The sequence below is a fragment of the bacterium genome, from assembly GCA_026129405.1.
GTDB lineage: Bacteria > Desulfobacterota > Binatia > DP-6 > DP-6 > JAHCID01.
In genome coordinates this window covers 883013-906728 of sequence record JAHCID010000001.1, presented here as the reverse complement: position 1 = coordinate 906728, position 23716 = coordinate 883013, and the positions used below count along the sequence as shown (strand labels likewise).

General features: G+C 72.8%; 16 protein-coding genes. 11 read left to right on the top strand and 5 right to left on the bottom strand.

The window, feature by feature from the left end; all coding sequences use genetic code 11:
* Positions 1-60: 60 nt before the first annotated feature.
* The 3 genes from KIT14_04130 (at position 61) to KIT14_04120 (ending at position 4399) form a co-directional block, all read left to right on the top strand.
* Positions 61-846, top strand: a complete 786-nt coding sequence (locus KIT14_04130) for a phytanoyl-CoA dioxygenase family protein (protein ID MCW5889719.1) — start codon at positions 61-63, stop codon at positions 844-846.
* A gap of 188 nt (positions 847-1034) precedes the next feature.
* Complete coding sequence (locus KIT14_04125) at positions 1035-3257, top strand: FAD-containing oxidoreductase (protein ID MCW5889718.1); 2223 nt, start codon at positions 1035-1037, stop codon at positions 3255-3257.
* Positions 3258-3283: 26 nt separating this feature from the next.
* Positions 3284-4399, top strand: a complete 1116-nt coding sequence (locus tag KIT14_04120; protein MCW5889717.1) for a glucose 1-dehydrogenase — start codon at positions 3284-3286, stop codon at positions 4397-4399.
* On the opposite strand, the gene KIT14_04115 is transcribed toward KIT14_04120, so the two are convergent.
* Positions 4396-5025 carry a DUF1311 domain-containing protein gene (locus tag KIT14_04115; GenBank protein MCW5889716.1) on the bottom strand — a complete coding sequence of 210 codons (630 nt, stop codon included), beginning with the start codon at positions 5023-5025 and terminating at the stop codon, positions 4396-4398. The genes KIT14_04120 and KIT14_04115 overlap by 4 nt on opposite strands.
* A 158-nt stretch (positions 5026-5183) precedes the next feature.
* On the opposite strand from KIT14_04115, the gene KIT14_04110 reads away from it, so the two are divergent.
* Entirely contained in the window at positions 5184-5495 is a 312-nt protein-coding gene (locus tag KIT14_04110) for a hypothetical protein (GenBank protein ID MCW5889715.1), read from the top strand.
* 6 nt (positions 5496-5501) lie between these two features.
* Here the strand turns inward: KIT14_04110 and KIT14_04105 are convergent, their stop codons facing one another.
* A complete protein-coding gene (locus KIT14_04105; GenBank protein MCW5889714.1) occupies positions 5502-7121 on the bottom strand; it encodes a peptide chain release factor 3 in 1620 nt (539 codons plus the stop codon).
* A gap of 153 nt (positions 7122-7274) precedes the next feature.
* On the opposite strand from KIT14_04105, the gene KIT14_04100 reads away from it, so the two are divergent.
* From KIT14_04100 to KIT14_04085, 4 genes are all read left to right on the top strand, one after another.
* Positions 7275-7883 carry a glutathione S-transferase family protein gene (locus KIT14_04100; protein MCW5889713.1) on the top strand — a complete coding sequence of 203 codons (609 nt, stop codon included), beginning with the start codon at positions 7275-7277 and terminating at the stop codon, positions 7881-7883.
* 78 nt (positions 7884-7961) lie between these two features.
* On the top strand, positions 7962-9890 hold the full coding sequence (locus tag KIT14_04095) for a glycogen debranching enzyme family protein (protein ID MCW5889712.1): 1929 nt from the start codon (positions 7962-7964) through the stop codon (positions 9888-9890).
* Between the two features lie 80 nt (positions 9891-9970).
* Complete coding sequence (locus KIT14_04090) at positions 9971-11791, top strand: glycoside hydrolase family 15 protein (GenBank protein ID MCW5889711.1); 1821 nt, start codon at positions 9971-9973, stop codon at positions 11789-11791.
* 98 nt (positions 11792-11889) lie between these two features.
* Complete coding sequence (locus KIT14_04085) at positions 11890-14556, top strand: glucosidase (protein ID MCW5889710.1); 2667 nt, start codon at positions 11890-11892, stop codon at positions 14554-14556.
* 78 nt (positions 14557-14634) lie between these two features.
* Here KIT14_04085 and KIT14_04080 read toward each other — a convergent pair whose 3' ends face one another.
* From KIT14_04080 to KIT14_04070, 3 genes are read right to left on the bottom strand one after another with little or no spacing between them, the layout of a single operon-like run.
* Positions 14635-14976, bottom strand: coding sequence for a hypothetical protein (locus KIT14_04080; protein ID MCW5889709.1), 342 nt, complete (start codon positions 14974-14976; stop codon positions 14635-14637).
* On the bottom strand, positions 14973-16307 hold the full coding sequence (locus tag KIT14_04075; protein MCW5889708.1) for a sigma-54-dependent Fis family transcriptional regulator: 1335 nt from the start codon (positions 16305-16307) through the stop codon (positions 14973-14975). Before KIT14_04075 ends, KIT14_04080 begins: the two co-directional genes overlap by 4 nt.
* A complete protein-coding gene (locus tag KIT14_04070; protein ID MCW5889707.1) occupies positions 16304-17797 on the bottom strand; it encodes a HAMP domain-containing protein in 1494 nt (497 codons plus the stop codon). Before KIT14_04070 ends, KIT14_04075 begins: the two co-directional genes overlap by 4 nt.
* Before the next feature lie 96 nt (positions 17798-17893).
* On the opposite strand from KIT14_04070, the gene KIT14_04065 reads away from it, so the two are divergent.
* From KIT14_04065 to KIT14_04055, 3 genes are read left to right on the top strand one after another with little or no spacing between them, the layout of a single operon-like run.
* The gene (locus tag KIT14_04065; GenBank protein MCW5889706.1) at positions 17894-19006 is read left to right on the top strand and encodes an efflux RND transporter periplasmic adaptor subunit; all 1113 of its coding nucleotides are present in this window, start codon (positions 17894-17896) and stop codon (positions 19004-19006) included.
* 12 nt (positions 19007-19018) lie between these two features.
* On the top strand, positions 19019-22213 hold the full coding sequence (locus tag KIT14_04060) for an efflux RND transporter permease subunit (protein MCW5889705.1): 3195 nt from the start codon (positions 19019-19021) through the stop codon (positions 22211-22213).
* A complete protein-coding gene (locus tag KIT14_04055) occupies positions 22210-23628 on the top strand; it encodes an efflux transporter outer membrane subunit (protein MCW5889704.1) in 1419 nt (472 codons plus the stop codon). Before KIT14_04060 ends, KIT14_04055 begins: the two co-directional genes overlap by 4 nt.
* Positions 23629-23716 lie beyond the last annotated feature (88 nt).

Here is a 23716-nt window from a genome sequence, read left to right as displayed (position 1 = left end):
CTTGCGGCCGCCGGCGCGACCCCCCTCGCCAGGTAGCGGGACCTCTGCTAGCTCCGGACGATGCTCGACGCGGCACAGCGCGCCCACTGGACCCGTCACGGATGGCTCCACGTCCGCGACTTCCTCGCGCCGGACGAGACGCGCGCGCTCCAACGCCACACCGAGGAGATCACGGCCTGGCCGGAGGAGCCGGGACGGTGGATGCGCTACTACGAGCGCCGTGCCGGCCAGACCGACGGCAAGATGCTGGCGCGCATCGAGAACTTCGTTCCCTACCATCCCGAGCTCGCCGAGATGGTCGCGGGCACGCGCATCCGCGAGCTGCTCAGCGACTGCCTCGGCGAGCCCGTCGTTCTCTTCAAGGACAAGATCAACTTCAAGCTGCCGGGCGGCGCCGGCTTCGCGCCGCACCAGGACGCTCCCGCGTACAAGGACTTCGGCGTCGAGCACCACCTCACGGTGATGGTCCCGGTCGACGCCTTCACGCTCGACAACGGCTGCCTCGAGATGGCGCGCGACGGCGCGTCCCGCGTCCTACTGCCGCAGAAGCCCGACGGCACGCTCGCCGACGGCGTCCTCGAGCGCTACGAGCTCGAGCCGCTGCTCGCGACGCCGGGCGACGTCATCGTCTTCGACGCCTGGGTGCCGCACCGCTCCGGTCCGAACCGCTCGGCGGGGCCGCGGCGCTCGTACTACCTGACCTTCAACCCGGCGGCGGCGGGCGACCACCGCGCCGCCTACTACGCGCGCAAGCGCGAGTGCTTCCCGCCCGAGTACGAGCGCCGGCCCGGCGTCGACTACGGCGCCCTCGGCGCCCAGTTCAACCTCGGCAACCCGTTCGATTGAGCGGCCACGGGCACGCGCTCCGGAGCGTCTCGCGCCGCCGCCCGGGCGCGACGCGGGGCCGTGCCGCGGCCGCGAGCCCGCGGCAGAGCCCGCGGCCCGTCGCACTGAGTTTCCTGGCAGCGCCGGATGCCTGGTTATGGATCGCGCCGGAGCCCCGCGCGGCGCCGCCCGCCGGGCGCGGCCGGCTCGTGGTCGCGGTCCTCGTCGTGGTCGCGGTGGTGGCGGCGGTGCGCCTGCTGCCCGTGAACGCCTGGCTGCTCGCGTTCGTCGGCTGGATGCGCGACGCAGGCGCCGCCGGCATGGCGGTCTACGTCCTCGCCTACGTCGCCGCCTGCGTGCTCTTCGTGCCCGGGCTGATCCTCACGCTCGGCGGCGGCTTCGCCTACGGCGTCGCCGCCGGCGTGCCGCTCGTGTGGGTGGCGGCCAATCTCGGTGCGGCGGTGGCGTTCCTCCTCGGGCGCACGCTGCTGCGCGAGCGCATCGCGGCGCGGGTCGCCGGCGACGCCCGCTTCGCGGCCATCGACCGCGCCGTCGGGCGCGAGGGCTTCAAGGTCGTGCTGCTGACGCGCCTGTCGCCGGCGTTCCCCTTCAGCCTCTTGAACTACGCCTACGGGCTGACGACCGTGTCCTTCCGCGACTACGCGCTCGGCTCGCTGCTCGGCATGATCCCGGGGACCGCGATGTACGTGTACCTCGGCTCGCTGTTGACGAGCGTCACGCAGATCGCGGCGGGCGCGCCGGCGGGCAATGCGGCGACGCAGGCGCTCACCTGGCTCGGTGCCGCGGCCACCGTGGCGGTGACGGTCGTCGTCACCCGCCTCGCCCGGCGCGCGCTCGACGAGGCGACGGCGGCGTCTCCCGGCGGCGCCGCCGTCCCCATCCATCGCACGCCCCACGACCCCGCCCGGCCTCTCGTCCTGCCCGACGACACGCACAACCGCGCGCTCGTCGCATGCGTGCACCCGCCCGGACGGCGGAACCCGACGCCGAGCGGCCGCTACAACCTCGTCGTCGTGGGCGGCGGCACGGCGGGGCTGGTCGCCGCCGCGGGCGGCGCCGGGCTCGGCGCCAAGGTGGCGCTGGTCGAGCGCGCCCTCATGGGCGGCGACTGCCTCAACACCGGCTGCGTGCCGTCGAAGGCGCTCATCGCCTCGGCCCGCGCCGCGGCCGCCGCCCGCAGGGCCGACCGGCTCGGCGTGCGGGTCGGCGCCGTCGACGTCGACTTCCCCGCCGTCATGGCCCGCCTGCGCGCGCTGCGTGCCCGCATCGCGCGCAACGACTCCGTCCAGCGCTTCGAGCAGCTCGGCGTCGAGGTGCACCTCGGCGACGCCCGCTTCACCGGCCCGCGGACGATCGAGGTCGACGGCCGGACGCTCGCGTTCTCGTGCGCCGTCGTCGCGACCGGGGCCCGCGCCGCGGTGCCGCCCATCCCCGGCCTCGCCGAGGCCGACTTCCTCACCAACGAGACCTTGTTCGAGCTGACCGAGCTGCCACGCCGCCTGGTCGTGCTCGGCGGCGGCCCGGTCGGCTGCGAGATGGCGCAAGCCTTCGCCCAGCTCGGCGCGACGGTGACCCTCGTCACCGACGCCGCCCATATCCTCCCGCGCGAGGACGCCGACGCCGCCGCGGTCGTCGCCCGCCGCATGGCCGCCGACGGCGTGCGCCTCGTCACCGGGGCCACCGTGACACGCGTCCTCCGCATCGACGGGGCCACGCGCGTCGACTGGCGCGCCGGCGACGTCGCCGACACCGCCACCGGCGACCGCCTGCTCGTCGCCGCCGGTCGGACGCCCAACCTCGGGGGCCTCGGCCTCGAGGCGGCCGGCGTCGCCTACGGTCCACACGGCGTGACGGTCGACGACCACCTCCGCACCACGAACCGCCGCGTCTTCGCCGCCGGCGACGTCGCGTCCCGCTTCCGGTTCACGCACACCGCCGACGCCCTCGCGCGCATCGTGCTCACCAACGCGCTCTTCCTCGGGCGGCGGAAGGCGAGCGCGCTCACCGTGCCCTGGTGCACGTACACGTCGCCCGAGCTCGCGCACACCGGGCTCTCCGCCGCCGAGGCGCAGGCACGCGGCATCGCCACGACGACCCTCACGCTGCCGCTCCACGACGTCGACCGCGCCATCGTCGAGGACGACGACGAAGGGTTCCTGCGCGTCGTCGTGCGCAAGGGCAGCGACGCGATCGTCGGCGCGACGCTGATCGCGGCGAACGCGGGCGACGTCGTCTCCGAGCTGACGCTCGCCATCGTCGCCGGCGTCGGGCTCGGCACCGTCGCCAACGTCATCCACCCGTATCCGACGCAGGCCGAGGTCGTGAAGAAGGCCGGCGACGCCTACAACCGCACCCGCCTCACGCCGACGGTGAAGTCGCTGTTCGCGTGGTGGCTGGCGCGCAATCGCTGACCACATCCCCACCCGAGGAGCCGTCGATGCAGGCCGTCGCCGTCCATCCCGCCACGCGCGAGGTCGCGCTGATCGATCATCCCGAGCCGCGGCTCGAGTCGCCGACGCAGGTGAAGCTGCGCATCCTCGAAGTCGGCGTCTGCGGCACCGACCGCGAGATCGCGCACTTCCAGTACGGCACGCCGCCGGCGGGCAGCGAGTGGCTGGTCATCGGCCACGAGTCGCTGGGCGAGGTCGTCGAGGTCGGGCCGGACGTGCAGGGGCTCGCGCCCGGCGACCTCGTCGTGCCGATGGTGCGCCGCCCGTGCCCGCACCCGACCTGCCTCGCGTGCACCGCCGGCCGCCAGGACTTCTGCTACACGGGCGACTTCACCGAGCGCGGCATCAAGGGCCGCCACGGCTTCATGACCGAGCTGGTGGTCGACGAGGCGCGCTACATGAACCCGGTGCCGCGGGCGCTGCGCGACACCGCGGTCCTCGTCGAGCCGCTGACGATCGCCGAGAAGGCGCTGATCCAGCTCTGGCAGGTGCAGGAGCGGCTGCCGTGGGCATGCCCGGTCGTCCCGGGCCAGGCGCCGGGGCACTGTCATACGGCGATCGTGCTCGGCTCCGGGCCCGTCGGCCTCCTCGGCGCGCTGGCGCTGCGCGCGGCCGACTTCGACGTCCACGTCTTCTCGCGCGCCGCGGCGCCGAACCCGGCCTCGGAGCTGCTGGCGCAGGTGGGCGCGCACTACGTATCGGCCGCGGACGAGCCGATCGCCGCGCTCGCGCAGCGGCTCGGTAACGTCGACCTCGTCTACGAGGCGACCGGCGCCGCGCAGATCGCGTTCGACACCCTCGCCGTGATGGGCGCCAACAGCGTCTTCATCTTCACCGGCGTGCCGGGACGCCGCGGGCCGATCACCATCGACGCCGACGGGCTCATGCGCGACCTCGTGCTGAAGAACCAGATGGTCTTCGGGACCGTGAACGCGAGCCGGGAGGCGTTCGCCGCCGCCATCCGCGATCTCGGCGTCTTCGAGCACAAGTGGCCGGGCGTGGTGCGCCGGCTGGTGACGGCGCACTGGCCGGTGACCGCCTTCCGCGACCTGCTGCTGTCCGATCCCGCCGGGATCAAGAACGTGGTCTCGCTGGCGGCCTAACGGTCGCCCGCGGGCGCCGCCGCCGCCGGCGTGCAGGTGACGTCGGTCTCGCCGTGCCGCCCGAGCACGGCCTCGTCGCCGAGGATGCGGAAGGTCAGGGTGCGGCCCTGATAGCGCATGCCGCGCACGCCCGGGCGCGAGACCGCGATCTCTTCGGGCGCCGACCCCACCTGCACGACGGCGGCAGGCAGCTGGGTCAGGTCGTAGAGGCGTACCGTCACGGGGCCGGCTGCCCCACAGTCCCAGGCCGTCGGATCGGGGACGCGGAAGAGGCCGGCCGCGACCTGCAGCGTGGTGATGCGGAGGTCATAGGTCGTCTGCACGCAGCGGACGAGGTCGGGCGCGCTGGCGCAGGCGTCGCGCGTGCGGAGCCACTGCTCCTGGGCCGCGATCTGCGCGCTGCGCTGCGGCTCGGAGAACGCCCGCAGCGCGTCCGCGTACACCTGGCTCATGCGGCGATCGAGGTCGGCGAGCGCGCCGTTGTGACAGAGCAGCGTCTCGACCGGGCCCTGGGCACGGTCGCAGTCGAACGACGGCGTCGCGGCCGGCGCCGGCACCGGGACGAGGAGCGCGAGCGCGACCACGAGCGGGCCGAATCGTTCGCGACGCCGTTGCCCTTCCGCCACGCCCGACGTGTCGCGCGCCGGGCCGTCCCCTTCAAGCCGCGGCGCGTCCCGCTTCCGGCCTCTCGGAGCGGACGCCGCTCGCGGGATGCAGGCGCGGGAACCGGCCACCCTCCCGGGGGCGGCCCGACCTGGTGCGCCGCTTGCTGCGGACGTGCGTCATGGAGCGCGTTCGCCACCGGCTGTGGTCGACGCTGCGCCGCTTGGCGCACCACGTCATCCCGCATCGCTACCGCCCGCGCTTCGTGCGTCGCATCCACACGGTGTGTCCGGCGACGGGCGAGGTCGCCCAGATCGACATCGAGCTGGCCGTGCAGCCGGGCGAGCGGCACGTGATCCGCTGCTCGCTCCACCCCGACGGCACGGTGCCGTGCGACGAGGCCTGCCGGCGCAATCCGCGGATATGGGAGGGGCCGGCGGACGTGCTGCTCATCCTGCCCCCGGGCCGCGGCGTGCCGAACGAGAAGGACTGACGCGGCCTACGCGCCCGCCGCCGCGGTCGCCCCGGCGCGCACCGCCGCCACCAGCTCCAGCTCGGGGCAGTGCTTGGCGACCCAGGACATCTCGAAGTCGCTCTTGAAGAGCATGAGCGGCTTGCCGTCGGCGTCGAGGCAGACGGCGACGTTGCTGCGCCGCGCGACGTCGTCGAGGTCGACGCCCGGATTCGCGATCCAGCGCGCGTGCCGGTAGGGCAGCGGCGAGAACGTCGCCTCGACGCCGTACTCGTCGCGCAGGCGGTGGCGTACGACGTCGAACTGGAGCGGCCCGACGGCGCCGAGGATCGGGTCGGGATCGCGCAGCGCGTGGTCGGACAGGAGCTGCACGGCGCCCTCCTCGGAGAGCTGCTCGAGCCCCTTGCGCAGCTGCTTGCGGCGCAGGGCGTCCGGCAGGCGCACGCGCACGAAGTGCTCGGGCGAGAAGCGCGGCAGCGCTTCGTAGCGGATCGGCTCGGCCTCGTAGAGCGAGTCGCCGACGGCGAGCTGACCGCCGTCCCACACGCCGACGATGTCGCCGGGGAACGCCTCGTCGACCGTCGCCCGCTCGCGCGACTGGAGCTGCATGACGCGGTTCACGTTGAGCGGCTTGCCGGTGCGCTCGTGGACGATCGTCATGCCGCGCTCGAAGCGTCCGGCGCACACGCGCACGAAGGCGATGCGGTCGCGGTGCTTCGGGTTCATGTTCGCCTGGATCTTGAAGACGAACCCCGAGCAGGCGGGGCCCTCGATCGGCACCGGACCGCCGTCGGACTTGCGCGGGCCGGGCGGCGGGCACAGCTCGACGAAGCGCTCGAGGAACGGCTCGACGCCGAAGTTGGTGATGGCGCTGCCGAAGAAGACGGGCGTCACCTCGCCGGCGAGGAACAGGTCCTGGTCGAACGGGTAGCCGGCGGTCTCGAGGAGGTCGAGCTCGGCGCGCAGCGTCCTGCGTGCGCTCTCCGGCAGCGGGCTCGCGGCGTCGGCGGCGAGGCTCGCGACCGTCTGCGGCACGCGACGCGCGCCGCCGGCGCCGCGGTCGAAGAGCAGCAGCGACTCGCTCCAGCGGTCGAAGACGCCGCGGAACGTCTCGCCCATGCCGACCGGCCACGTCGCCGCCGTCGCCGGGATGCCGAGCACCTCCTCGATCTCGTCGAGCAGCTCGAGCGGCTCCCGTCCCCAGCGGTCCATCTTGTTGACGAACGTCACGATGGGGATGCGCCGCATGCGGCACACCTTGAAGAGCTTGATCGTCTGCGGCTCGACGCCCTTGGCGGCGTCGAGCAGCATCACCGCGCAGTCGGCGGCGACGAGCGTGCGGTAGGTGTCCTCGCTGAAGTCGTCGTGGCCCGGGGTGTCGAGCAGGTTCACGCACAGCCCCTGGAAGGGGAACTGGAGCACGCTCGTCGACACCGAGATGCCGCGCTCCTTCTCTATCGCCATCCAGTCGCTGGTGGCGTGCTTCGCGGCGCCGCGGCCGCGCACCGAGCCCGCCTCGCGGATGACGCCGCCGTAGAGCAGCAGCTTCTCGGTCAGCGTCGTCTTGCCCGCGTCCGGGTGCGAGATGATCGCGAACGTGCGCCGCCGCGCCGCCTCGCGGGCGACCTGGGCCTGCTCGGGCGTCATCGGACCGGGGACCTCGGGGAAGACGGGGGAGACATCGGGTGGAACCGGCAAGGGATACCTGCGGGCCTCCTACCGGGCAACCGCGCGGTTTGCGGCGCCGCATCCGCCGGCCCACACTCCGCCCACACCGCATCACGGAGGAGGGCCACGATGCTGAAGCTGTACCACGCGTCCCAGAGCCGATCGGTCCGGCCGCGCTGGCTGCTCGAGGAGCTGGGTGTCCCCTACGAGGTCGAGCGTCTCTCGCTCTCGGCGGGCGACCACAAGAAGCCCGCGTACCTGAAGCTCAACCCGAACGGCCAGGTGCCGACGCTGGTCGACGGCGACCTCGCGCTCTTCGAGTCGGCGGCGATCTGCCAGTACCTGACCGACAAGTACCCCGAGAAGGGCTTCGCTCCGCCGGCCGGCACGCCGGAGCGCGGCCGCTACTACCAGTGGATCCACTACGCCATGTCCGGGCTCGAGCCGCCGGCGGTGACCATCTTCCTGCACACGATCATGAAGCCCGAGGCCGAGCGGCTGCCGCAGCTGGTCGGGCCGGCGCGGGAGACGCTCGTGGGCGCGGTCGGCGTGGTCGACGCCGCGCTCGCCGGCCGCGAGTGGCTCGTCGGCGACCGCATCGGCACCGCCGACGTCATGGTCGGCTCGACGCTCGTCTGGTGCGCGATGATGGGGCTCCTCGGCGACGACACGCCGCACGCGAAGGCCTACCTCGAGCGCATCGCGCAGCGCCCCGCCTACCAGCGCGCCGGCGCCGACTGACGCGACACGGGCGGCTCTCCGCGCCGGCGGGAGCCGCCCGTCTTGTAACAGGCCCGGCGTCCCGGTCATGCAGAACGCGTGACCACGTGCCCGCTTCCCGATCGCAGCGCCGAGTGGCTCGAGGCCGACGGCCTCGGCGGCTTCGCGTCCGGCACCGTCGACCAGATCCGCACACGGCGCTACCACGCGCTGCTGCTCGCGGCGACGGCCCCGCCGACGGGCCGCATGGTGCTCGTGAACGGGCACGAGGCCTGGGTCGACACGCCCCACGGCTCCTTCGCGCTGACGAGCCAGCGCTACGCGGGCGACGTCGTCGCCGGCGACGGCGCGACGCGGCTCACGGCGTTCACCACCGAGCCCTGGCCGACGTGGACCTGGACGCTGCCCGACGGCACCCGCGTGCGCCAGGAGCTGGTCGTGCCGAAGGGCACGGCCGCCGCGGTGCTCGCCTGGTCGCTCGTCGCCCCCGCCGACGACGTGCGCCTGCGCGTCCGCCTGCTGCACTCGGGACGCGACCACCACGCGCTCCATCACGAGAACCCGGCCTTCCGCTTCGACCCGACGACGGAGGACGGCGCCCTCGTCTGGCGTCCCTACGACGGCGTGCCCGCCGTCGCCGTGCGCGCGAGCGGCATCTACGAGCACGCGCCGGACTGGTACCGCCGCTTCCTCTACACCGAGGAGCGCGCGCGCGGGCTCGACTGCACCGAGGACCTGGCGACGCCGGGCGTCTTCCACTTCGCGCTCTCGCCCGGCGAGGCGACGCTGGTCCTCACGACCGCAACGACGCCGGCGCAGGATTCCGTCGCCGTCCGCCACGCGGAGCGCGTCCGCCGCGTCTCCCTCGGCCCGCGGCTCCATCGCGCCGCCGACGCCTACCTCGTCGCGCGCGGCAACGGGAAGACGATCGTCGCCGGCTACCCGTGGTTCACCGACTGGGGCCGCGACACGTTCATCGCCCTGCGCGGGCTGTGCCTGGCGACGGGACGCTTCGACGACGCGCGCGCGATCCTTTGCGAGTGGGCGCATCAGGTGTCGGACGGGATGCTGCCGAACTGCTTCCCCGATCACGGCGACGCCCCGCAGTGGAACACCGTCGACGCGGCGCTGTGGTTCGTCGTCGCGGTGCACGAGTATCTGCGCCGGGCGCCGACGATCGATGCGCGTGACGCGCGCCTGCTCCGCGGTGCCGTGGCGTCGATCCTGGTCGGCTACGCCACCGGCACGCGCCACGGCATCCGCGCCGACCAGGACGGCCTCCTCGCCGCCGGCGCGCCCGGGCTCCAGCTCACCTGGATGGACGCGCGCGTCGGCGGGCACGTCGTCACGCCGCGCATCGGCAAGCCGGTCGAGATCCAGGCGCTGTGGCTGAACGCGCTGCGCGTCGGCGCCGGCTTCGACGACCGCTGGGCGGCGCTCGCCGTGCGCGGGCGCGCCAGCTTCGAGGCGCGGTTCTGGAACGAGGCGCGCGGCTGCCTCTACGACGTCGTCGACGTCGACCATCGGCCCGCCACCGCCGACGGCAGGCTGCGGCCGAACCAGATATTCGCCGTCGGCGGCCTGCCCTTCTCGCTGCTCGAGGGCGAGCGCGCGCGGCGCGTGGTGGAGGTCGTCGAGGCGTCGCTGTGGACCCCGCTCGGCCTGCGCACACTCGCGCCGGGCGAGCCGGGCTACGTCGGGCACTACGGCGGCGGCCCGGAGGCGCGCGACGCCGGCTATCACCAGGGCACCGCCTGGCCGTGGCTCCTCGGCGCGTTCGTCGAGGCCTGGGTGCGCGTCCGCGGTGACACGCCCGAGGCGCGGGCCGAGGCGCGGCACCGCTTCCTCGCGCCCGTGCTCGCGCACCTCGATCAGGCGGGGCTGGATCACGTCTCGGAGATCGTCGACGGCGACGCGCCGCACACGCCGCGCGGCTGCCCGTTCCAGGCGTGGTCGGTCGGCGAGACGCTGCGCCTCGCCGAGCTCGTGCTGGCCGACGACACGGCGCGCGCCGGCGTCGCCTGCTGACGGCGGGGCAGCGTCCCCGGCGGATGCGCCGTCACGCCCCGGTCCCCCTCCCCGGCGAGCCGTGCTAGCGTCGACACCCGATGCCGCGTCCCCGACCGATCGAGGATCACGGAGTCATCGGCGACCTGCACACCGTCGCCCTGGTCTCGATGGACGGCTCCATCGACTTCCTCTGCGCGCCGGCGTTCGACTCGCCGTCGGTGTTCGCGGGCCTGCTCGACGCCGAGCGCGGCGGGAGCTTCCAGCTCGCGCCGGTGCTCGACGACCCGACGCACAAGCAGCTCTACCTGCCCGACACGAACGTCCTCTTGACACGTTTCCTCGGCGAGGACGGCTCCGCCGAGATCTCCGACTTCATGCCGGTCGAAGACGCCGGCATGGCCCACAACATCGTGCGGCGCGCGAAGGCGGTGCAGGGCGACGTGCGCTTCCGGATGCGCTGCGCGCCGCGCTTCGACTACGCGCGCGCCACACATACGGCCGAGAAGCGCGGCAAGACCGTCGTCTTCCGCAGCGGCGGCCCGCAGGGCGGCCTGGCGCTGCGCCTGCACGCCGACGTACCCGTCGAGCTGCACGACGGCGACGCCGTCGCCGAGTTCACCCTGCGCGAGGGCGACGCCGCGGCGTTCGTGCTCGAGGAGCTGATCGACGGCGACGACACGCCGTGCGGCGGCTCGGACTACGCCACCGACGCGTTCAAGAGCACCGTGAATTTCTGGCGCCGCTGGATCGGCCGCGCGACCTACGGCGGCCGCTGGCGCGAGATGGTGCAGCGCTCGGCGCTGACGCTGAAGCTGCTGACGTCGCGACCCTACGGGTCCATCGTCGCCGCGCCGACCTTCGGCCTGCCCGAGCAGATCGGCGGCACGCGCAACTGGGACTATCGCTACACCTGGATCCGCGACGCGTCCTTCACGCTCTACGGCCTCATGCGTCTCGGCTTCACCGAGGAGGCCGCCGCCTTCATGCGCTGGATCGAAGCCCGCTGCGACGAGCTCGCGGCCGACGGCTCGCTCCAGATCATGTACGCGATCGACGGCCGGCGCGTGCCGGACGAAGAGGACCTGCCGCACCTCCGCGGCTACATGGACTCGCGGCCCATACGCATCGGCAACGCCGCCGCCGACCACCTGCAGCTCGACATCTACGGCGAGCTGATGGACGCCGTGTACCTCTACGACAAGTACGGCGCACCGGTGTCGTTCGACCTCTGGCGCAACCTGCGCCGGCTGGTCGACTGGGTGTGCGCCAACTGGCAGCAGCCCGACGAGAGCATCTGGGAGGTGCGCGGCGGACGGCGCGAGTTCCTCTACTCGCGCGTGCTGTGCTGGGTGGCGGTCGACCGCGCGATCCGGCTCGCCCGCCGGCGCTCGCTGCCGGGCCCGATCGCCCGCTGGCACGAGGTCCGCGACACGATCTACGAGAGCGTCTTCGCCTCGTTCTGGGACGCCGACCGCAAGACGTTCGTGCAGTATCCCGGCGCCCGCACCGTCGACGCGGCGTCGCTGCTGATGCCGCTCGTGCGCTTCCTCTCCCCGACCGACCCGCGCTGGGTGTCGACGCTGCGTGCGATCGAGCAGAGCCTGGTCGCCGACTCGCTCGTGTACCGCTATCGGCTCGACGCCGAGTTCAGCGACGGGCTGCCGCCCGGCGAGGGGACGTTCTCGATGTGCTCGTTCTGGTACGTCGAGTGCCTCTCGCGGCTGGGCGACCTGCCGAAGGCCCGCTTCTTCTTCGAGAAGATGCTGGGCTACGCCAACCACCTCGGCCTCTACGGCGAGGAGCTCGGCCCGCGCGCGCGGCACCTGGGCAACTTTCCCCAGGCGTTCACCCACCTGGCCCTGATCAGCGCCGCGTTCGACCTCGACCGCCGGCTCTCGGCCGCAGGACACCCGGGCTGACACGACCGTCGCGCTTGAGACTGCCGGCGGTTCGACCGTAACCCGGACGGAGGACCGACATCGGAGCGGGCGGACCGGGAGCAGCGAGGGGGGGGACAATGGCGGATCGCACGACGGCCGAGCGCCGGCGCCTCGACGAGGACGCCCGCCGCGAGAAGGACTGGAAGCGCTGGGGGCCGTACCTGGCCGAGCGACAGTGGGGCACCGTGCGCGAGGATTACTCGGCGACCGGCGAGTGCTGGGACTACCTGCCGCACGACCACGCCCGCAGCCGCGCCTATCGCTGGGGCGAGGACGGCCTGCTCGGCATCACCGATCGCCAGGGCCGCCTGTGCGTCGCGCTGGCGCTGTGGAACGGCCGGGACCCGATCCTGAAGGAGCGGCTCTTCGGCCTCACCGGCCCCGAGGGCAACCACGGCGAGGACGTGAAGGAGTGCTGGTTCCATCTCGACGCGCTCCCGAGCCATGCCTACCTGAAGGCCGTCTACCGCTACCCGCAGGCCGCGTATCCCTACGAGCACCTCGTCCAGGAGAACCGGCGACGCACCCGCCAGGACCCCGAGTTCGAGCTCCTCGACACGGGCGTCCTCGACGGCGGCTGCTTCTGGGACGTCACCGCCGAGTACGCGAAGGCCGCGCCCGACGACGTCCTCCTGCGCGTGACCGTCGCCAACCGCGGCCCCGAGGAAGCGACGCTCCATCTCCTGCCGCACGTCTGGTTCCGCAACACCTGGAGCTGGGGGCGCACGGGCGAAGGCTACTGGCCGAAACCGCACATCGCGCGCGTCGACGAGGCCACGCTCGACCTCGAGCATGCGAGCCTCGGCCGCTTCCGCTTCCACTGCGAGACGCCGCCACGCGACCTCCTCTTCACCGACAACGAGACCAACCAGGAGCGCCTCTTCGACGCGCCCAGCGCGTCGCCGTGGGTGAAGGACGCGTTCCACCGCTGGCTCATCGACGGCGAGCGCGGCGCCGTGAACCCGGGCGGCGTGGGCACGAAGACCGCGGCGCACTACGTGCTCACCGTGCCGGCCGGCGGCGAGACCGTGCTGGCGTTCCGTCTCGTCGCCGAGGGCGAGGCGCCGGCACGGCCGTTCGGCGCCGAGTATCGGCAGGTCTTCGCCGCCCGCCTCGCCGAAACCGACGCCTTCTACGACGAGCTGCTGCCGACGACGATGACCGACGCCGAGCGCCAGGTCGCACGCCAGGCCTACGCCGGCCTCCTGTGGACGAAGCAGTTCTTCCACTACGACGTCACCGCCTGGCTCGAGGGCGACCCCGCGCAGCCGTCGCCGCCGGCCGCGCGCCTCACCGGCCGCAACCACGAGTGGCGCCACCTCTACAACCGCGACGTCGTCTCCATGCCCGACGCGTGGGAGTACCCCTGGTACGCGGCGTGGGACCTCGCCTTCCACATGATCCCGTTCGCGAAGCTCGACCCCCACTTCGCGAAGGAGCAGCTGATCCTGTTCCTGCGCGAATGGTACATGCACCCGAACGGGCAGATCCCGGCCTACGAGTTCGCCTTCGGCGACGTGAACCCGCCGGTGCACGCCTGGGCCGCGTGGCGCGTCTACAAGATGACCGGGCCGCGCGGGGCGCGCGACCGGCGCTTCCTCGCGCGCGTCTTCCAGAAGCTCGTCCTCAACTTCACCTGGTGGGTGAACCGCAAGGACGTCGAGGGCAACAACCTCTTCGGCGGCGGCTTCCTCGGGCTCGACAACATCGGCGTGTTCGACCGCTCGCGACCGCTGCCGGACGGCGGCTACCTGCAGCAGGCCGACGGCACAGCGTGGATGGCGTTCACCTGCATGATGCTGCTGTCGATGGCGCTCGAGCTGGCCGACGGCGATCCCGCCTACGAGGACATGGCGTCGAAGTTCTTCGAGCACTTCATCGCCATCTCCGACGCCATCAACAACGTCGGCGGCACGGGGCTGTGGGACGAGGAGGACGGCTTCTACTACGACCAGCTGCACTGCAACGGCCGCGCGATCCCGTTGCGCGTGCGCTCGCTCGTGGGCTTCGTGCCGCTGATCGCAGTGAGCTCGCTCAAGACCTCCACGATCGAGAAGCTGCCCGGGTTCAGGAAGCGCATGCACTGGTTCCTCGAGAACCGGCCCGAGCTGGCGTCGCAGATCACCTGCCTCGACGTCTGCGCGACCACCGGCGACCGCCTGCTCGCGATCCCGTCGCGCGCCCGACTCGAGCGCATCCTGCGCTACCTGCTCGACGAGACCGAGTTCCTGTCGCCCTACGGCGTGCGTTCGCTCTCGCGTCACCACCGGGAGCACCCGTTCACGTTCGGCACCGACGGCAGCACGCAGTCGGTGCGCTACGTGTCGGGCGAGTCCGACACCTGGATGTTCGGCGGCAACTCGAACTGGCGCGGGCCGGTGTGGTTCCCGCTGAACTTCCTCATCATCGAGGCGCTGGAGCGCTACCACCACTTCTACGGCAGCGGCTTCACGGTCGAGCTGCCGGCGCGCTCGGGACGCTACGTCGGTCTCGACGTCGTGGCGCGCGAGCTCCAGCGCCGCCTCGCGGCGCTCTTCCTTCCCGACGCCAGCGGCCGCCGGCCGTGCCACGGCAACGACCGGCGCTGGGCCGACGACCCGAACTGGCGCGACCTCGTCCTCTTCTACGAGTACTTCGACGGCGACGACGGCCGCGGCTGCGGCGCCAACCACCAGACCGGGTGGACGTCGCTGGTGGCGCCGTGCCTCGAGGACCTCGCCCGCGAGCGGGAGGCCCAGCGGTGAGCGACGCCGCACCCGTCGCGCGCCGCGGGAGCTGCGAGCCGACACCGGCCGTCTCGGGCGAGACCCCGGCGGCGCGGGTCAGAAAAGCAGGAACGGCGCGACCATCGCGCCCAGCGAGACCCCGGCGCCGAGCAGCGTCAGGGCCATGCCGGCCGCCTGGGCCTCGGTCGCGGGCGCGTCGTCACCCACGGCCGGCGCGCCGGCGTTGCCCGGCAGCCCGTCGAACTCGGCCAGCGCGCGCGCAGGGCTCGTCGTGGCAGGCGGCGGCGCCGCGTTGCCGGCGGGGGCGGTGACATGATCGGCGTGGAGCCCCTCGCGCGGTCCGCAGGCGACGAGCGCGACGCCGAGCAGCCCCGCGGCGACGGCCGCACGGGCAGGCGTCGTGCGACGCCGGCGCAGGGCAGCGGATCGAGCGGTCATCCGTAGATCTTCCGGTAGAGGGTGCGGCGGTTGATGCCGAGCGCGCGTGCCGCGGCGGCCTTGTTGCCGCCGGTGGCGTCGAGCACCTGGCGCACGTAGGCGCGCTCGATCTGGTCGAGCGGCACGATCCCGTCCGGCCCGCCCTCGGCACCCGCGACGATCGCCGACGGCGCGCCGAGCTCGATGTCCTCGGGCAGGATGCTGTCGTGCTGGGCGAGCGCGACGGCGCGCTCGAGGACGTTCGCCAGCTCGCGCACGTTGCCGGGCCAGTCGTGATGGACGAGCCGGCGCATGGCGGCCGCCGAGACGCCGACGATCTCGCGCCCCCGGTCCTCGCGCCGCGAGGCGGCGCGCCCGAGGAAGTGATCGACGAGGGCGACGACGTCCTCGCGACGCTCGCGCAGCGGCGGCAGGTCGATGCGGATGACGTTCAGGTGGTAGTAGAGGTCCGGTCGCACCCGGCCCTCGCGCAGCAGCGCTTCGAGCGGCCGGCTGGTGGCGACGATCAGGCGCGGCGCCGCGTCGGCCTGGCCCGCTCCCGACTCGAGCGCGTCCCGCAGCCGCGCCTGCACGCCGAAGGGCAGCTCGCTGATCCCGTCGAGCAGCAGCGTGCCGCCGCCGGCGGCGGCGAAGGCCCCGCCGCGCCCGGCACCCGCGGCGTCCGGCTCGCCCTCGGCGCCGAAGAGCCGCTCGCCGGCGAGGTCCGGCGGCAGGGTGGCGCAGTCGATCTCGACGAACGGCCGCGCGGCATCGCCGCCGGCCGCGTGGACGAAGCGCGCGAGCACGCTCTTGCCCGCCCCGGGCTCGCCGCAGAGCAGGACGGTCGCGCGCGACTGCGCGGCCCGGCGCGCCGTCTCGACGACCTTGCGCATGGCCGGCCCCTCGGCCACCAGCTGGCCCGGCCCCTGCGAGGGCCGCGTCGTACGCAGGCGGACGATCTCCCGTCGCAGCTGCTGGTCCGTGAACGCCCGCTCGATGGCGAGCAGCAGCACCTCGAGCTTGAACGGCTTGGCGACGAAGTCGCACGCGCCGGCCTTCACCGCCGACACCGCCATCTCGATGGTGCCGAACGCGGTGATCAGGAGGACGAGCTGCGAGGGCCGCCGCGCCAACACGGCCTGGAGGAGATCGAGGCCGCGGAGCTCCGGCATCTCGACGTCGCTCACGAGGAGGTCGAAGTGCTCGCGGGTGATGCGCTCGAGCGCCTCCGTCGGCGACGTCATGCCGACGGTCTCGTAGCCGTGCTCGTCGAGGCTCTCGCAGAGGAAATCGACGACGCCGGCGTCGTCGTCGAGCACGAGGATGCGGCGGCCGGCCCAGGTCTCGTTCATCCCACGACCTCCTTCACGCCTCCGGTCTCGCCGAGCGGCAAATGCACCTCCACGCGGGTTCCCGCACCGGGGGTGGAGCGCAGCGCGATCGTGCCGCCGTGATCCTCGACGATCGCCTTCACCACCGCCAGCCCGAGGCCGGTGCCCTGCGCGTCGGGCCAGCTGCTGAAGAACGGCTCGAACGCCCGCGCCGCCGCCACCGCGTCCATGCCGGCGCCGTCGTCGTCGACCACGAGGCGGACGCTGTGCCGCTCCGTCGTGCCCCTGGCGTGACGAAAGCGCGCCGCCGTGAGCGTGAGCCGAACGCTGCCGCCGGGTCTGGCCGCCTTGAGCGCATTGCCGACGAGGTTCAGCACCACCTGCTGCACGCGATCCGGATCGGCGCGCACGGCGGGGAGGTCGCGATCGTACTCGAACGCCAGCGTCACCCGGCGGCGCCGGGCTTCGGTCTCGAGCAGGTCGAGGACCGCGTGGGTCGCGGCGGGGAGGTCGGCGTCGGCCATGCGCGGCGCGCTGCGCCGGGTGACGCCGAGCAGCTGCTCCACGATGCGCGTGACCCGCTCCGCCTGCGCCACGATGATGCCCGCCTGACGCTTCACCTCCGGCGACGAATCGGCACGCTCGAGCAGGCTGCGCGCGCGGCCGGCGACCACCTGGAGCGGCGAGCCGATCTCGTGGGCGAGCCCGGCCGACAGCTGCCCCACGGTGACGAGCTTGTCGGCCCGCTGGAGTCCCTGCTCGAGCGCGCGCCGCGATTCCGTCTCCGCGGCCAGCTTCGCGCGCGTCGCCTCGAGCTCGGCGGCCATGGCGTTGAACTCCTTCGCCAGGGCGCCGATCTCGTCGTGCCGCGGGACCGGGACGCGCGCGCTCAGCTCCCCCTGCCGTACGGCCCGCATCCCGCCCGCCACCGCGGCGAGCGGACGCCGCACCCAGGCGCGCACGAGCCACCACACCACGAGCGCGAGCGCCGCCACCTGCGAGGCGAACGAGACCAGGATGGCCCGCCGCGTGGCCGTGAGATCGGCCCGCAAGGCGTCGAGCGGCCGCGCCACGGCGAGCGTCCCGAGATTGCGGCCGGCCTCCGTCCGTAGCGGCAGCGCGGCCGCGAGGAACTCCGTATCGCCGACGAAGCGGACGATCGGCTGGGCGTCGACCTGCACCGCGCGGATCAGCGGCTCGACGACGCCGCGGCTGGCGTCGCTCCCCGAGGAGTGCTGGGTGACGCCCCCCGCCGCGTCGAGCACGAAGATGTCGATCGTGTCGTCGCGCAGGTCGATGCCGTCGAGGACCGCCTGGACGTCGCCCGCCTGGGCGTCGCGCAGCGCCTGCTCGATGGCGACCTGGAGGGCCGCGGCCAGCACCCGGAGCTCCTGCTCGGCCGTCGTGCGCAGCTCCTCGCTCTCCTTGCGCATCTGCTCGACGCCGCTGGCCGCGATGACCGCCGCGCAGGCCAGAATGACGCCGAAGGCGAGTCGGGTGGCGAGACGCACCCCGCTTATGTGGCAAAAATGCACATGTGCGTCAAGATTAACCTTTTCGGTATGGACTCCGCACGGTGCCTCGTGTAACGCCTCGGTCCCATCACCATGTCCAAGCAGTGGTTCAGGCAGTGGACGGCACCCTTGCTCTCGAGCCTCGCCCTCGCGGCGTGCTCGACCCAGCCCCCGCCGGAGACGCCCCAGAGCTTCCCGGTGGCGGCTCCCGGCCGCGCCACCGCGACCTGGCAGCGCGAGTACGTGGGCGAGGTGCAGGCGATCCAGCGCGCCGACGTGCTCGCCCGCGTCAAGGGCCGCATCGAGTCGGTGGCGATCGACGAGGGGCAGCCGGTCGCCGCGGGTCAGCTGCTGTTCTCGATCAGCGACCGGGAGCTGCAGCAGGAGCTGCGCCGCACGCGGGCCGCGGTCGCGAGCGCGGCGGCCGAGCTGAAGGCGGCGGAGACGGAGCGCGCCAGCGCCCGCATGCTGCTCGAGAAGCGCATCGTCGCGCCCGCCGAGGTCGCCCTCCTCGACGCCAGGATCCAGGCCCTGGCGGCCAAGCTCGAGGAGGCGAGGGCTTCCGAGGGCCAGGCGGCGATCAACCTCGGCTACGCCGAGGTACGCGCCCCCTTCGCCGGGGTGGTCAACCGCCTCGCCAGGAAGGCCGGCAGCCTGGTCGACGACGGCGACCTCCTGACGACGGTCACCGACGCCTCCGAGGTGTTCGTCTACTTCCGCGTCCCCGAGAGCGAGTACCTGCGCTACGTCGCCACCAACGGCGAGGGCCGCTCGAAGGAGGTCGCGTTCGTGCTCGCCGACGGCACGCGCCTCCCGGCCGCCGGCGTCGTCGACACCGTCGAGACCGAGGTCGACCGCAGCACCGGCACCATCGCCTTCCGGGCGCGCTTCCCCAACGAGCGCAACCTGCTGAAGCACGGCAGCAGCGGCAAGGTCGTCGTCACCTCCTTCGTGAACGACGCGATCACCATCCCGCAGAAGTCCACCTTCGAGGTGCAGGACCACCTCTACGTCTACGTCGTCGACGCGGACGGCACGGTCCGGGCCCGCAAGATCGTGCCCAAGGTGCGGCTCGACGGCACGTTCGTCATCGAGTCGGGCATCGACGCGAGCGAGCGCTTCGTCGTCGAAGGCATCCAGAAGCTGAAGGACGGCACCAAGGTCGCCGTCCGCCCCGACGCGCCCGACACGGCGCCGGTGCTCTGAGGCGCATCGCCCATGCGGGACACGTTCACGCGCCGGCCCGTCCTCGCCATCGTCATCTCGATCGTGGTCGTGCTGCTGGGGGCCATCGCCATGGTGCGCCTGCCGGTCGCGCTCTTCCCCAACGTCGCGCCGCCCGAGGTCAACGTCACGGTGGAGTACACCGGGGCGAGCGCGGAAACCGTCGCCAAGGCCGCCGTCTTCAAGCTCGAGCGCGCGATCAACGGCGTGCCGGGCATGAAGTACATGAGCAGCGACATGGGCAACGACGGCGTCGGCATCGTGCAGGTGCTCTTCCAGACCGGCACCGATCCCGACGTCGCGGCGATCAACGTGCAGAACCGGGTCAACGCGGTGATGGGCGAGCTGCCCGCCGAGGTCATCCGCAACGGCGTCAAGATCGCCAAGGAAGAGAACGCGATGCTGCTCTACTTCAGCATCACGAGCTCGAATCCGGAGCACGACCAGAAGTTCCTCTACAACTTCGCCGACCTCAACGTGCTCGCGGAGCTGAAGCGCATCCCGGGCGTCGGCTACGCCGACATCCTCGGGGCCAAGGAATACGCGATGCGCATCTGGCTGAAGCCGGACCGCATGCAGGCGTATCAGGTCGCCGCGGAGGACGTGCTCACGGCGCTCGAAGCCTACAACGTCGAAGCCGCGCCCGGGAAGATCGGCGAGAACAGCGACCGCGGCCACACGCCGCTCCAGTACACGATCACCTACGCGGGCAAGTTCGGCAGCGAGGCGCAGTACGGGGACATCCCGCTGCGCGCGACCGCCGACGGCCAGATCCTCCGCATCAAGGACGTCGCCGAGGTGGAGTTCGGCACGACCTACTTCGACGTCGAGGCCAAGTTCGACGGCCGGCCGGCCGCGGCCATCCTGCTGAAGCAGCTGCCCGGCTCCAACGCCACCGACGTCGTCGCCGCCGTCAAGCAACGGCTCGCCGAGCTGAAGGCCGAGGTGTTCCTGCCCGGCATGGACTACCACTTCAGCGTCGACGTCAGCCGGTTCCTGGACGCGGCGCTGGCGGAGGTGGCGCGGACGTTCGCCGAAGCCTTCGTCCTCGTCGCCATCGTGGTCTTCGTGTTCCTCCAGGACTGGCGCACCACCTTGATCCCGGCCCTCGCCGTGCCGGTGGCGCTGATCGGCACCTTCCTGTTCCTCCAGCTCCTCGGCTTCTCGCTGAACCTCGTCACCCTCTTCGCGCTCGTCCTCGCCATCGGCATCGTCGTCGACAACGCCATCGTGGTGGTCGAAGCCGTCCACGCGACGATGGAGCGCGAGGGGCTCGGCCCGCGCGCGGCCACCGAGCGCGCCATGGGCGAGGTCGGCGGCGCCATCGTCGCCATCACCCTGGTGATGGCCTCGGTGTTCCTGCCGATGGCGTTCATCAGCGGGCCGGCGGGCATCTTCTACCGGCAGTTCGCCCTGACCATCGCCGTCGCCATCACGCTGTCGGGGATGGTCGCCCTGACGCTCGCGCCCGCTCTCTGTAGCGTGATCATGCGACACCGCGACCGCACCGCCGCGCACGGCGGCGGACGGCTGCGCCGGGGGTTCGCGTGGTTCGACCGGACCTACGCCCGGATCGAGGACCGCAGCTGCGACCTCGTCGGCCGCGTCGCGCGCCATCGCCTCGCCACGACGGCGATGCTCGGCGCCTTCCTCGTGGGCGCCGGCGTGGTGTCGATCATGGTGCCGCGCGGCTTCATCCCGACCGAGGACCAGAGCTACTTCTACGGCAACGTGACCACGCCCCCGGGCGCGACGCTCGAGCGCACCAAGCAGGTGATGGACGCCATCGAGCAGGCGGGGCGCGGCGTCGAGGGCGTGGAGAGCATCGCCACGCTGGCAGGCACCAACGTCCTGTCCGACGGGACCGGCGCGAGCTACGGCACCGTGCTCGTGAACCTCCGTCCCTGGCACGAGCGCGCGCGCAGCGTCGTCGAGGTCATGGCCGACGTCGAGGCGCGCACGCGCGACATCACCGGCGCCGAGATCGAGTACTTCCAACCGCCGCCGATCCCCGGCTACGGCAACGCCGGCGGCTTCGAGGCCCGGGTGCTCGACAAGACGGGTACCGGCGACCTGCCGCGTATGGACGAGGTGGTGAAGGGCTTCGTCCGCGACCTCGAGGCGAATCCGCAGATCGCGAGCGCGTTCACCATCTTCGACGCCAGCTATCCGCAGTACGCGGTGCAGATCGACATGGACAAGGCGGCGCAGAAGGGCGTCACGATGCAGAACGCCCTCGGCACGCTCCAGACGCTGCTCGGCAGCGAGTACGCCACGAACTTCATCCGCTTCGGCCAGATGTACAAGGTCATGGTCCAGGCCGAGCCCGAGCAACGCGCCGTCCCGGAGGATCTCTTGAGGCTCCAGGTGCGCGGCGCCCACGGCGACATGGTGCCGCTGGCGGCCTTCGCGACGCTCCAGAAGACTTACGGCGTCGATCAGCTCACGCGCTACAACATGTATCCGTCCGCAGAGGTGAACGGCGAGGGCCGTCCGGGCGTGAGCAGCCGCCGCGTGCTCGAGGCGGTGCAGGAGACCGCGCGCGCGACGCTCCCGCGCGGCTACGCGATCGACTGGGCCGGCATCTCGCGCGACGAGATCAACGCCGGCGAGCAGGGCCTCGTGATCTTCTGGATATGCCTCGTCTTCGTCTATCTGGTGCTCGCGGCGCAGTACGAGAGCTTCCTCCTGCCGTTGGTCGTCGTGCTCTCGCTGCCGCCGGGCGTCTTCGGCGCCTTCCTCGGCCTGCAGCTCGCCGGCCTCGACAACGACATCTACGCGCACATGGCGCTCGTCGTGCTGATCGGGCTGCTCGGCAAGAACGCCATCCTGATCGTCGAGTTCGCCGAGCACCGCCGGCGCGACGGCGCCGAGGCCCTCGCCGCGGTGCTCGACGCCACCCGCCTGCGCCTGCGCCCCATCCTCATGACCTCGCTCGCCTTCTTCGCCGGCCTGCTGCCGCTCGCGATGGCGACGGGCGCCGGCGCGGTCGGCAACCGCACCGTCGGCACGGCGGCGGCGGCCGGCATGCTGCTCGGCACGGTGTTCGGCGTGGTGCTCGTCCCCGGGCTCTACGTGCTCGTGCAACGCTTCGCCGCCTGGCTGTCGGCCCCGGCCGCCGCACCGGCGCACGAGGGCCGCGAGAGCCACGAGGGCCTCGCACGTCCCGTCGAGCCGCTGCGCACATGAGCCGGCTGGTCCCGATCCTCGTGCTGGCGCTCGCGTGCGCCGGCTGCGCGCTGCGCGCGCCGGACGTCGCGGTTCCGGCGCCGCCGCTGCCCGCGGCGTTCGACGGCGACACGGGCGGCGTCAGCGCGGCGCGCACCACCTGGCGCGACTGGCTCGGCGACGACGATCTCGCCGCGCTCGTCGCGGAGGCCCTCGCGAGCAACCAGGATCTGCACATCGCGCTCCAGCGTATCGAGACGGCGCGCGCGGCCGTGCGCGCCGCCACCGGCGCGCTGCTGCCGCAGGTGGGCCTCAACGTCGGCGCCGGCATCCAGAAGTTCGGCCTCTACACGATGGACGGGGCCGGCAACCGCGGCACCGAGATCGCCCCCGGCCGCCTGATCCCGGTGCGCCTGCCGGACTTCACGCTCGGTCTCGAGGCGTCCTGGGAGGTCGATCTGTGGGGACGGCTGCGCAGCCAGCGCGAAGCGGCGCTCGCCCGCCACCTCGCGAGCGTCGACGGCACGAACCTCGTCCTCTCGGCGCTCGTCGCCGACGTCGCCTCGGCCTACTTCGACCTGCTCGCGCTCGATCAGATCGTCGCCGTGCTGCACACCTCGGCGTCGCAGCAGGCGGAGGCGCTGGAGATCGTGCGGCTCCAGAAGGAGGCGGGGCGCGCGAACGAGCTGGCCGTGCAGCAGTTCGAAGCCCAGGTGGCCGACACGCAGGCGCGCGAGCGCGACGTCGTCCAGCAGGTGGTCGAGACCGAGAACCGGATCAACGTGCTGCTCGGGCGCTATCCGCAGCCGGTGCCGCGCAAGCGCGAGCTCCTCTTCGCCGATCCGCCCGCGCCGCTGTCGACCGGCGTGCCGTCGGACCTCCTGCGCAACCGCCCCGACGTCCGCGCCGCCGAGCTCGCGGTGCGCGCGTCGGAGCTCGACGTGCAGGCGGCGCGCGCGGCGTTCTTTCCCACGCTCACGATCACGGCCGGCGCCGGGTGGGACGCCTTCAACACCGCCTTCCTCTTCCGCACGCCCGAGTCCCTGGCCTGGTCGGCGGCCGGAGGCCTGGTGGCGCCGCTCGTCAACCGGCTCGCGCTCGAGGCGCAGTTCATCGGCGCCCGCGCGAACCAGATCGAGGCGCTGTACGAGTATCAGCGCACGCTCCTCGTCGCCTTCACCGAGGTCGTGAACGCGCTCTCGAACGTCCGCCAGTCGGACGAGCTGCTCGCCTCGCGGCGGCGGCAGAAGGCCGCGCTCGAGCAGTCGATCGACACCGCCGACGCCCTCTACCGCGCCGGCAAGGCGACCTATCTGGAGGTGCTGCTGGCGCAGGAGAACGCGCTCCAGGCCGACGTCGATCTGGCCGAGGCGTTCCGTCGCCGGCGGGTGGCGAACGTCGCCGTCTACAAGGCCCTCGGCGGCGGCTGGCGGTAGGCGTACGCGGGGCCGCAGGGCACCAGCTCGACGGCGCGGCCCTCGGTCGCGACCGCGCGGCAGGGGCCTGAAGACGCTTTCAGGCGGG